The 13,876-nt window shown below is 72.9% G+C and carries 17 protein-coding genes; 5 read left to right on the plus strand and 12 right to left on the minus strand.

The features are described from left to right. Window positions 1-2: 2 nt before the first annotated feature. From ACWDD9_RS27790 to ACWDD9_RS27805, 4 genes are all read right to left on the minus strand, one after another. Window positions 3-1,058 (minus strand): NAD-dependent epimerase/dehydratase family protein, encoded by a 1,056-nt coding sequence (locus tag ACWDD9_RS27790; protein WP_449813021.1) that lies wholly within the window; start codon window positions 1,056-1,058, stop codon window positions 3-5. A 53-nt stretch (window positions 1,059-1,111) separates the two neighbouring features. Beyond that, window positions 1,112-2,593 (minus strand): flavin-containing monooxygenase, encoded by a 1,482-nt coding sequence (locus tag ACWDD9_RS27795; RefSeq protein ID WP_449813022.1) that lies wholly within the window; start codon window positions 2,591-2,593, stop codon window positions 1,112-1,114. Window positions 2,594-2,856: 263 nt separating this feature from the next. Continuing rightward, window positions 2,857-3,276 (minus strand): RidA family protein, encoded by a 420-nt coding sequence (locus ACWDD9_RS27800; protein WP_449813023.1) that lies wholly within the window; start codon window positions 3,274-3,276, stop codon window positions 2,857-2,859. A gap of 44 nt (window positions 3,277-3,320) precedes the next feature. Continuing rightward, the gene (locus tag ACWDD9_RS27805; RefSeq protein WP_449813024.1) at window positions 3,321-3,827 is read right to left on the minus strand and encodes a cupin domain-containing protein; all 507 of its coding nucleotides are present in this window, start codon (window positions 3,825-3,827) and stop codon (window positions 3,321-3,323) included. An 85-nt stretch (window positions 3,828-3,912) separates the two neighbouring features. Between ACWDD9_RS27805 and ACWDD9_RS27810 the strand changes: the two genes are divergently transcribed. Further along, window positions 3,913-4,416, plus strand: a complete 504-nt coding sequence (locus ACWDD9_RS27810; protein ID WP_380742573.1) for a MarR family winged helix-turn-helix transcriptional regulator — start codon at window positions 3,913-3,915, stop codon at window positions 4,414-4,416. Between the two features lie 338 nt (window positions 4,417-4,754). On the opposite strand, the gene ACWDD9_RS27815 is transcribed toward ACWDD9_RS27810, so the two are convergent. The 6 genes from ACWDD9_RS27815 to ACWDD9_RS27840 form a co-directional block, all read right to left on the minus strand. After that, window positions 4,755-5,300, minus strand: coding sequence for an EF-hand domain-containing protein (locus ACWDD9_RS27815; protein WP_375875131.1), 546 nt, complete (start codon window positions 5,298-5,300; stop codon window positions 4,755-4,757). Window positions 5,301-5,443: 143 nt separating this feature from the next. Beyond that, the gene (locus ACWDD9_RS27820; protein WP_449813025.1) at window positions 5,444-5,965 is read right to left on the minus strand and encodes a pyridoxamine 5'-phosphate oxidase family protein; all 522 of its coding nucleotides are present in this window, start codon (window positions 5,963-5,965) and stop codon (window positions 5,444-5,446) included. Next, window positions 5,962-6,330 (minus strand): hypothetical protein, encoded by a 369-nt coding sequence (locus ACWDD9_RS27825; RefSeq protein ID WP_049650457.1) that lies wholly within the window; start codon window positions 6,328-6,330, stop codon window positions 5,962-5,964. Before ACWDD9_RS27825 ends, ACWDD9_RS27820 begins: the two co-directional genes overlap by 4 nt. 29 nt (window positions 6,331-6,359) lie before the next feature. Continuing rightward, window positions 6,360-7,565: a GNAT family N-acetyltransferase gene (locus tag ACWDD9_RS27830; protein ID WP_449813026.1), complete on the minus strand. Its 1,206-nt coding sequence runs from the start codon at window positions 7,563-7,565 to the stop codon at window positions 6,360-6,362. A gap of 45 nt (window positions 7,566-7,610) precedes the next feature. Next, window positions 7,611-8,348 (minus strand): class I SAM-dependent methyltransferase, encoded by a 738-nt coding sequence (locus ACWDD9_RS27835; protein WP_449813027.1) that lies wholly within the window; start codon window positions 8,346-8,348, stop codon window positions 7,611-7,613. A gap of 78 nt (window positions 8,349-8,426) precedes the next feature. Continuing rightward, a complete protein-coding gene (locus tag ACWDD9_RS27840; protein WP_449813028.1) occupies window positions 8,427-9,260 on the minus strand; it encodes a hypothetical protein in 834 nt (277 codons plus the stop codon). 162 nt (window positions 9,261-9,422) lie between these two features. Between ACWDD9_RS27840 and ACWDD9_RS27845 the strand changes: the two genes are divergently transcribed. Further along, window positions 9,423-10,508, plus strand: a complete 1,086-nt coding sequence (locus tag ACWDD9_RS27845) for a hypothetical protein (protein WP_159028388.1) — start codon at window positions 9,423-9,425, stop codon at window positions 10,506-10,508. A gap of 276 nt (window positions 10,509-10,784) precedes the next feature. On the opposite strand, the gene ACWDD9_RS27850 is transcribed toward ACWDD9_RS27845, so the two are convergent. Then, on the minus strand, window positions 10,785-11,000 hold the full coding sequence (locus ACWDD9_RS27850) for a hypothetical protein (RefSeq protein ID WP_147409018.1): 216 nt from the start codon (window positions 10,998-11,000) through the stop codon (window positions 10,785-10,787). A gap of 58 nt (window positions 11,001-11,058) precedes the next feature. Further along, window positions 11,059-11,352 carry a transposase gene (locus tag ACWDD9_RS27855; RefSeq protein ID WP_449813029.1) on the minus strand — a complete coding sequence of 98 codons (294 nt, stop codon included), beginning with the start codon at window positions 11,350-11,352 and terminating at the stop codon, window positions 11,059-11,061. Between the two features lie 152 nt (window positions 11,353-11,504). Between ACWDD9_RS27855 and ACWDD9_RS27860 the strand changes: the two genes are divergently transcribed. From ACWDD9_RS27860 to ACWDD9_RS27870, 3 genes are all read left to right on the plus strand, one after another. After that, window positions 11,505-11,684: a hypothetical protein gene (locus tag ACWDD9_RS27860; RefSeq protein WP_049650462.1), complete on the plus strand. Its 180-nt coding sequence runs from the start codon at window positions 11,505-11,507 to the stop codon at window positions 11,682-11,684. Window positions 11,685-12,721: 1,037 nt separating this feature from the next. Next, the gene (locus ACWDD9_RS27865; protein ID WP_049650463.1) at window positions 12,722-13,087 is read left to right on the plus strand and encodes a hypothetical protein; all 366 of its coding nucleotides are present in this window, start codon (window positions 12,722-12,724) and stop codon (window positions 13,085-13,087) included. 259 nt (window positions 13,088-13,346) lie between these two features. After that, the gene (locus ACWDD9_RS27870; RefSeq protein WP_117486294.1) at window positions 13,347-13,706 is read left to right on the plus strand and encodes a hypothetical protein; all 360 of its coding nucleotides are present in this window, start codon (window positions 13,347-13,349) and stop codon (window positions 13,704-13,706) included. Window positions 13,707-13,876 lie beyond the last annotated feature (170 nt).

Consider the following 13,876-nt stretch of genomic DNA (forward strand, 5'->3'; position numbering starts at 1 on the left):
CCTCAGACCCGCAGCGGTGCGGCGGCGAACTCCGCCATGCCCCGGTCGAACGGGACGCGCGGCAGCCAGTCCAGCTCGGCGCGCAGCCGGTTCGAGTCGGCGGTGACGTGCCGCACGTCGCCGAGCCGGTACTCGCCGGTCACCGTCGGCGCCGGACCGCCGTGGGCCGCGGCCAGCGCGGCCGCCATCTCACCGATGGTGCGCACCTCGCCGCTGCCCACGTTGTACGCCCGGACGCTGCCCGGCGGCCGGTCGCCCACGGCCGTCAGCGCCGCGAGGTTGGCGGCGGCGACGTCCTCGACGTGGACGAAGTCCCGGCGCTGGCGGCCGTCCTCGAAGACCCGGGGCGCCTCGCCGCGGGCGAGGGCCGACCGGAACAGCGACGCCACCCCCGCGTACGGGGTGTCGCGCGGCATCCCGGGGCCGTACACGTTGTGGTAACGCAGCGTCAGCACTGTTCCGCCGCAGGCGCGTGCCCAGGCGGCGGAGAGGTGTTCCTGCGCGAGCTTGGTCACCGCGTAGACGCTGCGCGGGTCGGCGGGTGCGCTCTCCGCGACCAGGCCCGGCCGCAGGGGAGCGCCGCAGACCGGGCAGGGCGGCTCGAACCGTCCGGCGTCCAGGTCGGCGGGCCGCCGCGGCCCCGGTGCCACCTCGCCGTGCTCCGCGCAGTGGTAGCGCCCTTCCCCGTAGACCACCATGGATCCGGCCAGGACCAGTCGTCGGACGCCGGACCGCGCCATCGCGGCGAGGACCACCGCCGTGCCGAGGTCGTTGCAGCCGACGTAGTGCGGTGCGTCCTGGAGGTCCAGTCCCAGGCCGACCATCGCCGCCTGGTGGCAGACCGCGTCCACCCCGGCGAGCGCCTCCTCGACGGTCTCCGCGTCCCGGACGTCCCCGCGCCGGAAGTCGACACCCGCGGGCAGCGCGGGCGGGTTTCCGGTCGGATGGACCGCGGGCAGCAGGGCGTCCAGGACGCGCACGTGATGGCCGGCCGCGACCAGGGCGCGCACCACGGACGCGCCGATGAAGCCGGCACCGCCGGTGACCAGGATTCTCATGCCGCCGACGCTAGCGTCCGACCGGGCCCGCGGCCGGTCGACACGGGGCGGCGTCACGGACCGGTAAGACGCGCACTCCCGGGCCCGCCGAAGGCGAGGACGCCGTCCTCGATCGGGTCGGACAGCAGGACCTTCCGGTCGTGGTGGTAGTCCATCACCATCCGCCAGGGGAACTCGCGCCCCTGGCGCGGCATGACGTCCTTCGCCCGCCGGATGTAGCCCGAGGTCAGCTCGTCGACCACGCCCTCGTCGGTCGCGTTGGCCGCGTGGTCCACGGGCACGGCGACGGTGCGGCCGGTGGCGTCCAGGTGCCTGAGCAGGCGCACCAGGTAGGCGGCGGCGAGGTCGACCTTCAGGGTCCAGGAGGCGTTGGTGTAGCCGAAGACCCAGGCCAGGTTGGGGATGCCCTCGAGCATGACGCTCTTGTAGGTGCAGACGTCGTGCAGGTCGCGCGGTTCGCCGTCGACGCTGATCGTGGCGCCGCCGAAGGCCTGGAGGTTCAGGCCGGTGGCGGTGACGACGACGTCCGCGGCGAGTTCCCGGCCGGAGGCGAGCCGGATGCCGGTGGGGGTGAAGGTCTCGACGGTGTCGGTGACGACATCGGCGCGGCCCTCCCGGAGCACCCGGAAGAGGTCGCCGTCGGGGACGGCGCACAGCCGCTCGTCCCACGGGGCGTAGGCCGGGCTGAAGTGGGTCATGTCGATGCGCGGGCCGACCGCCCGGCGCACCCCGGCCAGCAGCATCCGGCGCGTCGCGCGGGGGAAGCGCCGGGCGGTCCGGAAGAGGGCGCGCTGCAGGCCGATGTTGCGTCGGCGGGTCATCCTGGCGACCAGCGGACCGGGCAGGAACCGCTGCTGCCAGGCGGTGATCCGGTCGACCGAGGGCACCGAGAAGACGTACGAGGGCGAGCGCTGGAGCATCGTCACATGGGCCGCCCGGTCGGCCAGCGCCGGGACGAGCGTGACGGCGGTCGCGCCGCTGCCGATCACGACGACCCGCTTCCCGGTGTGGTCGAAGTCCCGCGGCCAGTGCTGCGGGTGGATCCGCACGCCCTCGAACCGCTCGGCGCCGGGGAACTCGGGCAGGTGGCCCCGGTCGTAGTCGTAGTAGCCGGTGCAGGTGACGAGGAAGGAGCAGACCCAGGTCTCCCGTTCGCCGGTCGCCTCGCGCAGCGCGGTCACCGTCCACCGCTGGTGCTCGCTCGACCAGTCGGCGGCCAGCACCCGAAGTCCGTGGTGGATCGCTTTGTCCACGCCGTACTCGCGGGCGGTGGCGGTCACGTAGTCGCGGATCGACTCGCCGCCGGCGAGCACCCTGGTCCCGTTCCAGGGGCGGAACCGGTAGCCGAAGGAGAACATGTCGGAGTCCGAGCGGACGCCCGGGTAGCGGAACAGGTCCCAGGTGCCGCCGATGCCGGCCCGGCGTTCCAGGATCGCGAAGTCACGGCCGGGGAGGTCCCGGCGCAGGCGGCAGGCGACGCCGATGCCGGCGACTCCGGCGCCGATGACGAGGACGTCGGTGCGGTGTGTGGTCATGGGTCCACTGTCGTGGTTCGCGGGGCGGCCGTACCGTCTTTTCCCGACAAGCTTTCGGCATTGCGCGACAGGGGCGGGCGACGGGCAGTCCCATCCGGGCCACCTCGGTCCGTCGCCGGCTCCGCGACCTGCGCGCAGGACGGTTCCACCGGCGGCGGCCCGGGCCGTGTGAGTGGCCCGGGCCGTGTGGGCGGTCCGTTTCGGTTCGAACGGCGGCGGTGCGGCGAGGGGTCCCGCCGGCGGGTGGGACCCCTGCGGGTAAGTCAGTCGGTTGCCTCCGCCGTCGGCCGGACGGCGATCGCGTCGATCTCGAAGAGCATCCCGGGCAGGGCGAGCGAGGCGACTCCGCTGAGTGTCTGCGCGGGCAGCCGGTCGCCCCAGGCGCCGGCGAGGGCTTTGCCGAGGACGGCGAGCTTCTGCGGGTCGTGGTCGACGATGTACGAGCCGAGCCGGACCACGTGCTCGAAGCCGAGGCCGACTCCGGCGAGCGCGGTGCGCAGGTTGGCGAGGGCGAGTTCCACCTGGGCGGCGAAGTCGCCGGGCGCGACCCGGCCGTGGGCGTCGGAGGCGTACTGGCCGCCGATGAACACCGGTTCGCCGGGTGCGGAGGCGGCGTGGCTGTAGCCGAACGGCGTCGGGTCGTGCAGGTCGGGCGGGTTGGTGATGGTGCGGGTGTCGGTCACGGGGGTCTTCTCCTGGTGTCGGGCCGGGCTCGGTGCCGGGCGGTCTACGGCTGGGACCGGGCGGCTTCCTCCCGGGCGTCGCGCCAACTCGGCGACTCCAGGAAGTGGTTGTCGAAGAGGTCCTGCTTGGCGAGCAGTTCCTCGACCGTCGCCTCGCCCGCGCGGATCCGCTCCAGCAGGCGGAAGTAGTCGAAGCGCTCCACGCCGGGGGTGATCACTATCAGCAGGTCCGCCCCGGAGTCCGGCGCGGCCGCGAAGGCGTGCGGCAGGTGGGGCGGTACCACCACGAGGTCACCGCTGCGGGCGGTGACCACCTCGTTCCCGACCAGCACCTGGGCCGAGCCGTCGACGACGAAGAACAGCTCCGAGGAGCCCCCGTGGTAGTGCGGGGTGGCGCCGTCCTTGCCGCGCCCCAGCGTGACGCGCAGGGTGCTCAGGGCGCCGCCGGTGGCGCTGGAGTCCGCCAGCAGCCGCCCCTGGCCGCCGAGCATCGAGACGGTCTCGGCTTCGTCGCCCCGCACGACCACGGCTTCCGGTCCGATCAACGTCATTGGTCTCTCCCCACGGTGAGCACTCCGATAGTTCCTCGGCTGATAGTACTACGTCTAACTATCTCCCATCGAATAACATTCCCCCATGGATCACGTGGACGTCATGCTCGACCAGTGGAGCCGGGAGCGCCCGGACCTCGACCTGGCGGCGGTCGGCACCGTCGGCCGCCTCGGCCGCTTCGCGCTGCTCGCCGGCCGGGTCGTCGAAGAGGTGTTCAAGCAACACGGCCTCCAGCGCGGCGAGTTCGACGTTCTCGCCACCCTGCGCCGCTCCGGCGCGCCGTACGAACTGATGCCCTCCGAACTTGCCGCGCTGCTGCTGATGTCGCGGGCCGGCATGACCAGCCGGATCGACCGGCTGGAATCGGCGGGCCTGGTGGAACGCCGCACCGACCCGGCGGACCGGCGCAGCGTCCGCATCGCCCTCACCGCGGCCGGACGCGCCCTCGTGGACGCCGCCTTCACCGACCACGCGGCCAACGAGACCGCGCTGCTCTCCGCCCTCTCGGGCGAGGAACGGGCCACCCTGGACGGGCTCCTGCGCAAACTGCTCGCCGACGTCGAGGGCACGCAGAGCCCGGCACCCTGACGCCCCCCGCCCGACGCCCCCGCCCGAGGTCCAACCACCCGAGGTCCAGCCACCCGCGACCGCTCCGGAACGCCGTCGGCCGCCGTACAAGGGGAACGCGTACGGCGGCCGACACCCGGTGCGGTGTGCCTGCCGCAGCTCCTGCGGCTGATGCGCCCGGAGACCCTGTGCCACGAGTAGCGGCGCGGGACCGGATCCGGTCGCGGGACCGGAACTGGTGAAACCGGCGGGCCGTACCCGTTCCTGACACCGGGTCGGCCCGTGTCGGCTCTCATCAGCCGATCCAGCTGGGAGCCGCCGGCGCACGCTGCCGCGTGCCGGCCGTCAGCCGTCAGCCGTCAGCCGATCGGTCCGAGGAGGAAGTTGCCCGGCGCGGTGGGGTCGTCGCTGAGGTAGAACTCGATGATCGCCTTGCGGAACTCGTCGAGGCTGATCACCCCGTTCCCGTCCCGGTCCAGCCGTGGGAACGCCTGCTCGGAGTGCACGCGGGGCACGCCCAGCTGCTCGTACATGTGGACGTACTCCTCCTTGCTGAGGACGCCGTCGCCGTTGGTGTCGTAGGCGTTCAGCAGGGCGTCGGCGATCGCCAGCACCGTGCCCTCGAAGTGCGCGGGCGTGGTCACGTCGGCCTTCATGACGGTGAGGAACTCCTGGCGCGAGACCTGTCCGTCGCCGTCGGTGTCCCCGTGCTCCAGCAGGAGGTCCCACCAGCGCGCGAAGGCGTCGTGCAGGGCCCGGATGGTGGCCTGGTCGTCCCTGGTCGCGGTCCGGGCGAACACGTCGGCGGTGCCGCGCAGGTCCTCCTGGGACAGCTGTCCGTCCCCGTTCAGGTCGAACCAGTCGAACAGGGTGTTGAACTTCTTGCTCTTCACGGCCGACGTCATGTGGTCCTCGATTCCCTGGCCGCGCGGGCGGCGTGCGGCGGCATGCGGCGAACGGTAGAAGGGGCGCTCCGGGGGACGCCCCCGCAACGCGGGGAAGCCACCGCCGCGGGTGACGGCGGGAGGGCGGCGGTGCGCCAGGTGGCTCAGCCCGGCCCGGTGAGGGCGTGGAGGGGGACCTCGACGCGCTGGTCGTGCTTGTCGACGAGCCAGCGGTCGGTGTCCAACAGCCACCAGCGGTCGACCTCGACAGTGTAGAAGCGGCGGGGGCCCGAACCCCGGAAGTCGGATGCGGGCAGGAGCCATTCGCTCCGCACGGCGGGGTCGGGGAAGTTCAACTCGTAGTAGAGCCGGTGGTGTTCCGCCACGCCCTGGTCGTCGGTGGCGCGGCAGGTGCCGGTGAACTGGGCCCCGTCCAGGCCGAGTCCGGGCAGGCCGGTCAGGTAGAGCGAGCCCGCGACGCGGGGGTGGCAGCCGATGTTGCGGGAGTGCAGGGCGGTGCGCAGCGAGTAGTAGAGCAGTCGCAAGGGGGCGCCGGGAGCGCGCAGCGGCACGAAGTTGACGGTGGAGGCCCACGATTCGGTGCCGTCGGTGGTGGCCAGGGTCATGAACCGGGCGTGGGTGAGCAGGTGCCCGCTGCGGCGCAGGAGTTCGTCGGGGCCGGTCACGGGGTGCGTCCCGGTGCGGGGGTGCGGTCGAAGCCGAGGGGGACCGGGGGGTCGCTGAGCAGGGTGGCGTCCAGCAGGGTCCACCAGCGGGTCTGTTCGGTGCGGCGGTGTTCCCAGGCCGGGTCGCGGCCGCGGTCGGCGACCTGGCGGCGGTAGCGGCCCCAGCCGGCTTCGTCGGCGAAGCTGACGGTGTGTTCGATGGTGTGGACGTGGGCGCCGACGGTGCGTACCGCCCACCGGGTGCGCAGGACGGTGTCGAGTCCGTCGTAGTACCAGGACTCGCGGGCGCGGACCCACTCCCAGAAGGCGTGCGGGTCCGTCTCCGCGTCCGGCGTGGGCTGGATCAGGTAGACCAGGTGCAGCACGGCGGGTCTCCTTCCGATGTCGGCGGCGGTCAGCCGGAGGCGGGAGCGTCGGGGCCGTCCTGGGCCCAGCCGTTCCACTCGGGTGCCAGGGCCCAGGGGCGGGCGGCGCACCGGCCGGTCCAGAGCCGGGCGGTGTGGGTGTTGTGCCGGGCCGCCGTCCGCGGGTCGCAGAACCGCCCGTGCAGGGGCAGGACGACGGCGGCGAGCGGGGAGAGCACGGCGCCCTGCCGGATCTTGATCTGCCAGGCGGAGACGGCCAGGCGGTAGCGGCGGAAGCCGCCGGCGGCCGCGTAGTCGACGGGGGCCTGGTAGCAGAGCACGAAGTACTCGCTCCGGGGCTGGGCGGCGCGGTAGTCGAAGCCGAAGTAGCGGCCGTAGAGCCGGTCGTGGTGGGTGTAGCAGACGTTCACGGCGACGGGGCGGCCGTCGCGGACCGCGAAGCAGCCGACGGCCCGGTCCAGCACGCCCGTCGTGGCCTGGGCCGCGAAGGAGCGGAGCATCCAGGCGGGGTCGGTGGTTCCACCGTGCCGGGCTCGGGTCTGCGTCACCAGGGCCGCGGCCTGCCGGGCGACGTCCCCGTGGGCCAGGGGCCGCCACTCCACGGTCGTGCCGCCCCGCTCGCAGGCGCGGCGTTCGGCCCGGCGGTGGGTGCGGTCGGGCTGGCTCATCCGCGCCGACTGCTCGGCGTAGCCGCCGGCCGGGACGGCGACGTTGGCGTCCGCGTCGTGCAGCAGGACGACGGCCCGGGGGTGCATCCGGGCGATCTCCCGGGCGTCGCCGGCGGCCAGGTAGGGCAGGACCACGCCGTCGAGGCCGCGGTCGCGGGCCAGCCGCAGCGCCCCTTCCAGCAGGACTTCCAGGGCGCGGTCGCGGTCCTCGCCGCGGGTGCGGACCAGTTCGTTGTAGGTCGAGCGCCGGGCTCCCAGCCACAGCCATCGAGCGGACCGGGCGGCCGCCAGGTCCGGGAACAGCGTGGGCAGGTGGAACAGCCCGGGTTCGTCGTTCTCGCCGGGCCAGACGGACAGGGCGCCCAACAGCCGGCCGCCGGAGGCGGCGGTGAGCGCGCCGGTGTCGCCGTGGGCGAGTTCGAGCGCGCGCACCCAGGCGCTGCTGTTGTAGAAGTTGTCCGGGCCGATCAGCCGGTCCCACCGCGCGGGGTCGACCGCCGCGGGGGACGGGGGGAATCCTGCCTCGATCGGGCCGGGGCGGCGGTGGTCCCGTGGTGTGGTCGCCATGGTGGTGTCTCTGGGATCGGGCTCCGGGGGTCGGGTTCTCCGGGATCAGGTCCTGGTGCAGCTGATGATCGCCGCGTGGGGGCAGGCGAGGTACGGCCGCCAGAAGTCCTCGCCGTGGCGGGCGGTTCCTTCCCCTGAGACCCGGAAGGCGGGCCAGGAGATCGAGGCGAAGCCCGTCTCGCGCAGGGCCCGTTCCAGGGTGGCCCGGCTCCAGTACCGTGCGGTGATCCGTTCGTCGTAGCGGCCGAAGCACAGTTCCAGCGTCACCCGCGAGGCGTCGTGGCGCGACTCGGTCTCCACCAGGCGCAGGCCGTAGCGCTCGTAGTAGGCGCGCTCGCCGTGGAAGTCCGGGTTCACCGGCAGGGTGACGAACCGGCCGCCCGGGCGCAGGGTCCGTGATGCCAGGGCGCACAGGGAGAGCAGTGCTCCGTAGTCCTCCGCGTACGGCAGGACGTACACGGCCAGGCACGCGTCGAAGGCGCCGTCCTCGACGAGGTCGCGGCGCTCGGTGTACTCGATGCCCAGCGGCTCGTCGCGTTCGGCCCGCCGCGCGACGTCGAGCATGCCGCCGGAGACGTCGTACCCGACCACCCGCGCCGCGCCGCGTCGCTTGAGCTCCCGGCTGTACAGGCCCGTACCGCACCCGATGTCCAGGACGCTGCGGCCGGTGACCGTGCCCAGTGCGGCGAACACGCTGAACGACTCCAGGTGTCGGCGCCAGGGCAGGAGGAACATCTCCTCGTACATGTCACCGAGGGTGTCGAACCGGTCCGCTCCGCCCATGCCTTCGATTGTCCGTCCGATCTCCGGGGCGTGCCCGGCCCGCTACCGCCGCGGGTCCCGAGACCGCCGCCGGCCGGGCTACCGCCCGCTCCCGGCCGTCGCCCGCCCGCGCAGGGAGACCCCGAAGCGGGTCCGGAGCCGGTGCACCTCCCACCACGCCACCGCGGTCACCGTCGCGGGCCCGCCGACCACGGCGGCCAGCCGGACGGCCGGCGGCCCGGGCGGCAGGCCGCCGAACACCAGCCCGATCAGGGCGAGTTCCCAGACCAGGACGCCGGTCAGGACGGGCGGGAACACCGGGTGCACCCGGTCCATGGTGAAGGCCGTGCGAACCACCGTCGGCGAGGCGAAGGCCACGAACATCAGCACCCAGATCGGCAACGCCAGGACCAGCAGGTTGAACAGCGGCCCGAGGAACAGCCCCTGGACCGACCCCTGCGCCTGACCGGCGAGCCACAGCAGCACCGGCACCGCCGCGCACGCGCCCAGGTACTGCGAAGCCATCAGGACCGCCGGCCGCACCTGGGCCCGCATGGCCGGGCGCGCGGCCGGCCCGGCGAGCCGGAACAGCACCCCGACCACCACGGGCGCGGTCACCAGCACCAGCAACGGGGTGACCGTCAGCCGGGTCTCGAGCTGGTCGTCGAGCTGGTCCCAGTCGTCCGCCGTCCCGTACACGAGCAGCACCACGAGCGCCGCCCCGAGCGCCAGCCACCCCCGTATCCTCTGCACCCGCAGCACCACCTCGTCGGTGATCCCCCGGGGCCCGGGCACGATGAACACCCGTCGCGCCAGCCGCCGTGCCGACCTGGCCATCGGATAGAGCGCCAGGAAGACCAGGAACGGCCACAGGCAGAACAGCAGCGGCACCAGGGCCCACCACCTGGCCACCCGCCGCGCGGGCGCCAGCAACTCCCGCAGGGTGGGCCACTCCTCGCCCCGGAACCGCTGCCACAGCGGAACTCCGGCCGGTCGCGGCCACTGGCGGGGATCCCGCGGGTAGGGGCTCCGTGGGAAAGAGCCCCGACCACCTACTTCAACGACCTGCGCGCCACCGCCGTCCTGCTGCGGCCAATGACCGCCACCCCGGACCAGAGCGACACCGCAGAGCCCCGGGGCGACGGACGCCTCCCGCAACACCCGGCCGACGCCGCCCGCACCCTCACCGCCGCCCACCGCCTCCTCGCCCTCGACACCGCTGAAGCCGAGTACAGGATCAGCGGCCTGCTGGCCGCCGTCCGCTGGTCACCCCACCGCTGGCAGTCCGTCCTCAACGGCACACGCGACGCCTCCCCGGCGATACGCCGCCTGGTGCACGAAGCCGACGGCCTTCCGCGACCCGCCCCGGCACCGCGCAGGCCGCAGCCCCCGATCCCGCCCACCCACCACGGGACCTTCAGCTGGCGCCACGTCCCCCAGCTCCTGCCCGCCCAGTGGATCCGGCAGCACTTCGACGTCCCCGCCGATCTCCACCACGTGCTCAGACGGGCCGTGCCCCTCCGCCTGGTCCAGATGACCGCCGGCGGATCGCAGAAACTCGCCGCCTCCCGCCTGGACCTGCCCTGGGCCACCGCCGGCTGGCTGCTGTTCGACGCCCGCCGCCGCCTCGCCACGGCAGGCGCCACCGACGAGGCCCAGGCTGGCCTGCGACGACTCGCCGCCCACCTCGACCATGACCCGAACCCGGTGGACTACCACTACCGCCGCGAGGCCCTCGCCCGCTGGACCCTCCCCCAGACCGACTGGAACCGCCTGGCCGAGCACCTGCCCGAGCGCACCTCCCGCCGCTTCGACGACGCCGTGCGCCGCGACATCGCCACCGTCCTGATCTGGGCGGACGTCACCCAGGGCCACCCCCACCGCGCCCCCGCTGTCCAGCGGGCCCGCGCCGCCTCCCACCCGGCCCGCAGCCCCCTGCAGACCGCGCTCTCGGAGCTCCTGTCCCAGCGGCGCGCGGGCCGGGCGTGGGACCTGCGGCCGATCGCCGATGCCCTCGACGCCTACGCACGCGACCTCGGCGACGCGATCCACCTGCTGCAGAGCAATGCACGCCTCGGATGCGGCCGCTTCCGGGGCCTCGTTCTCCCAGGTGGCGACGAGTTCGTCGACCGCAGCGGGTTGCGGCGGCCCGCGACATCGCCGCCCTCTCGACCACCATGACCGTCACCGGTCTGTCCCCCGACGGCGGTGCGCTCACCGCCGAGGCCTCCTGGGCGGGTACGTCGCCGGCCGCCGGCTCTTCGCGATCGACACCCCGCATCCCTCCCCCGGGACCCCGGCGACGCCGACAAGAGGGAGGCGACGAGAGTCTCCATGCCCGTTCGGGAGAACCTGGCCTGTTCAGCGCCCACCTGAACGTCACCGCGACTGTTCTATCGACAGGCTGCGGTGCCCGGCCGAGTGCCGGACACCGCAGCCTCCCTGGTTGCGACTCGGTCAGTCCTGCCCGCCCACGGCGACGGACCCGCTTGTATCCCCGTCCCAGATCACGTCCTTCGGCGACGAGAGGCCTGTGCCCTCGATCGTGGCGGTGTCGTTCCAGGAGCCGCTCATGGTGATCTGCGGGCCGCGCGCCGCGTGGGCCGCCGCAGGTACGGCGAAGGCCAGGGAGAGTCCGGCGAGCACGGCAGCGGCAACGCTTCGACGTCGCATGATGTCCTCCAGGTGTCGAGGGGTTTCTAGCGGGTTACCGAGCCTGGCGGACGCGAGGTCACGCAGTGGCCGCCGGAATCATCCGACGGTGAACAGCTCGCGCGCATGTGGTGACACCAACAGCGCCCTCCCGACTGGGTCGGCCCACCGGCTCCGTGACGAGATGCCGCCTGGCTCCGGGAAGCCGGTCGTCGCGCTCACCCCGGTCCGCCTCGTCCTGGCGGATCCAGTTGCGCAGGGCCTCATGGTGAACCCCGAGTTCGCGGGCCATCTGACGGATCACGGGCTTCGGATCGGCCGACCGTCCACGGCAGGGCGATCCCCACCGCCGAGGCCCACGCAGCGAGAACATCCGCTCCCCACTTCAGGCGCCGGTGGACTGGTGTGCGTCGGTGGCCTCGTTCGGACGGTTCCCTGCGACGCGCGGTTACCCCCGAGCCAGCTGGGCTACAGGTAGACACGGAAGCACTCCTGTCCCTATCCACATCCGATCACGGAGCTGCCATGCAGAATCCCGCCTTCTCGAACAGAATCCCGTCCACCTACTTCGCGACCACTGGCATCGGCGACTCCGGCGAGGGGGAGCAAGTGCTGAACGTGCAGAACGTCTCCGGACACGATGTCACCATCCAGGCCGGCCAGACGTTCCAGGTCCCCCTGTACAACGGATCACCGGACGAGTAGCCGCATCCCGCGGGGGCCGCACACAGGACGCGGTCCCCGCAACCCCTGCACACAGCGCACGCCCCTGGAAACAGGGCCCGGTCCTTCCTGGCCGAGGCGGGGACTCAAGGTGCGGGTGCCGGTCAGGGCCGCAGCAGCGTCCCGCCGTACGGGGCGGGTCCTCGCGGCGAGCGGTCGGCACCACGGTGCCGGGCCCGGTGCCGGACAAGGCCCTCGCCGGGGACGCCACCGGGGACGATCGACCGGCGCCCCGGCGCCCGAATCCTCCACAACCCGGCGTGCTGGACACGGGCACTACGGTGAGCCGCATGGACATGCGGACGGCGATTGCGCGCTTGACGGAGGAAGCCGAGCAGTAGATCCACGAGCGGGTATGGGAACCGTCCGCAGGCGAGCGAGACCTCGCGATCCGGGTCGAGGGCGGACTGCGCGAGGCCATCGGCCCGGCAAACGTCCAAGAGGTCCTGCCGGAGCAGAACCGGCTGGAACACCTGCGCGAAGTCCTGGCGGTCATCGCCATCGCCCTCGCCGGCACCCACGGCCGCCTTGCCTGGTTCCTCTCCGGTGCCATCACCGCCCTCGAACCCGTCCTGCGCTGGCGCGCCCTACCCGCGGACGATCACGCTTTCGGCACCGTCCCCCCGGCCCCCGAGCAGTACACCGAAGCCGAAGACGCCGTGCGACGCCTCCAGGCCGCCCTCGCCCGTATCACCGCCGGCTGACACCCGGGCGAAGCGCGAGCCGTCCACACCTGGCCTGGACACCTCGCAGGCCCAGCCCCCGAACCGCTCCAGCCCCGACGCCGACAACCCCGTCCCCCCGCAGCCGGTGAGCCCGACGCCATCGTTCGACAGCTCCGCTCCCGTCGCGTCGCTCCAACGGTCCCGGAACACTTCGCCCGGGAGGGGGAAGTCTGCCGGGATCCGTTGTGCGTGCTGCCGGGGACCGTGTCGGCTGGCTTCCGACAGCTGCCGACCGGCACCTGGATACCACCCGGGCCGTGCGCATGCGCCCGGGCCCGCGAGAGGAGCACGACCGTGAAGACCATCAGGGCACTCGTGACAGCCGCCGTCACCCTCGTGGCGGCAGCGGGAATCTCCGTGGCCACGGCACCCAGTGCGGCCGCGGACGTTGATCAGGGCGACTGCAGCCTGTACCAGTCCGTCTACAGCAACCCCCAGTACGCCAGGGGGTCTTGCGCCTATGCGCCTACAAACCAGCGATGGCGCGTCGTGGCGTTCTGTTCAACGCTGGAAGACCACAAGTATGCCGTCGTCACCCCCTGGGCCTGGGGACAGGGGTACACCCATCACCACGGCGAGGGCGTACCTGTTGTCAACAGCCAGCAGGCAACATGCAACCCCGGTGACGCCCTGCTCGACGCGACCATCGAAACGGGCTGACCGCCCATCGGGGCACGCTCACGCACAGACGGATGCCGCCCGGTCCGGTGGGGCCGTACGACGGCCTCGGAAAGCAGCGGTCTCCCTGCCTCGCTCCAACGGCCCCGGAACAGTTCGCCCGGGAGGGGGAAGTCTGCCGGGATCCGTTGTGCGTGCTGCCGGGGACCATGTCGGCTGGCTTCCGATAACTGCCGACCGGCACCTGGATACCACCCGGGCCGTACACATGCCCGCCCGGGCCTTCGAAGGGAACACAACCGTGAAGACCATCAGGGCACTCGTGACAACCGCCGTCACCCTCGCTGCGGCCGCGGGAACCTCCCTGGCCGCAGCACCGGTCGCCCAAGCAGTGCCCGCGGACTGTAGCCTGCGCCAGGAGACCGGCCACAACCCCCAGTACGCCGAGGGGGCCTGCCTGTACGCTCCAACGACGCAGCGGTGGCGTGTCCTGGCGACCTGCGAAACGCTGGACGGCCGCTTCTACGGCGTCGCCAGCGCCTGGGCCTGGGGACAGGGGTACCCTCGCAACCACGGTGAGGGCGTACCTATTGCCAACACCAAGGAGGCATGGTGCAAACCCGGTGACGCTCTGTACGACGCGGGGATCGAACTGGGCTGACCGCCCACCAAGCACGAGTCTTCGGCAGGGTCCTCGATTCGGATACCCTGATGCCCGCCCGGGTCCTCCGCCTGGGTGGGCCACCGAGGCACGGACGCACCTGGCCGGGGTACCGCCTTCGCGGGGCGGGCAGAGACGGCACCCACATCGGCCCTGCCAAACGCGCTCCG

This window comes from Kitasatospora sp. NPDC001119, from assembly GCF_053598475.1.

What these genes read in the sequence shown, in the direction of transcription:
- ACWDD9_RS27835 (WP_449813027.1), bottom strand. Translation starts at nt 8,348, where the DNA reads ATGGGCGGAGCGGACCGGTTCGACACCCTCGGTGACATGTACGAGGAG.
- ACWDD9_RS27805 (WP_449813024.1), bottom strand. Translation starts at nt 3,827, where the DNA reads ATGACGTTGATCGGACCGGAAGCCGTGGTCGTGCGGGGCGACGAAGCC.
- ACWDD9_RS27810 (WP_380742573.1), top strand. Translation starts at nt 3,913, where the DNA reads ATGGATCACGTGGACGTCATGCTCGACCAGTGGAGCCGGGAGCGCCCG.
- ACWDD9_RS27830 (WP_449813026.1), bottom strand. Translation starts at nt 7,565, where the DNA reads ATGGCGACCACACCACGGGACCACCGCCGCCCCGGCCCGATCGAGGCA.
- ACWDD9_RS27845 (WP_159028388.1), top strand. Translation starts at nt 9,423, where the DNA reads ATGACCGCCACCCCGGACCAGAGCGACACCGCAGAGCCCCGGGGCGAC.
- ACWDD9_RS27850 (WP_147409018.1), bottom strand. Translation starts at nt 11,000, where the DNA reads ATGCGACGTCGAAGCGTTGCCGCTGCCGTGCTCGCCGGACTCTCCCTG.
- ACWDD9_RS27860 (WP_049650462.1), top strand. Translation starts at nt 11,505, where the DNA reads ATGCAGAATCCCGCCTTCTCGAACAGAATCCCGTCCACCTACTTCGCG.
- ACWDD9_RS27795 (WP_449813022.1), bottom strand. Translation starts at nt 2,593, where the DNA reads ATGACCACACACCGCACCGACGTCCTCGTCATCGGCGCCGGAGTCGCC.
- ACWDD9_RS27790 (WP_449813021.1), bottom strand. Translation starts at nt 1,058, where the DNA reads ATGAGAATCCTGGTCACCGGCGGTGCCGGCTTCATCGGCGCGTCCGTG.
- ACWDD9_RS27815 (WP_375875131.1), bottom strand. Translation starts at nt 5,300, where the DNA reads ATGACGTCGGCCGTGAAGAGCAAGAAGTTCAACACCCTGTTCGACTGG.
- ACWDD9_RS27855 (WP_449813029.1), bottom strand. Translation starts at nt 11,352, where the DNA reads ATGTTCTCGCTGCGTGGGCCTCGGCGGTGGGGATCGCCCTGCCGTGGA.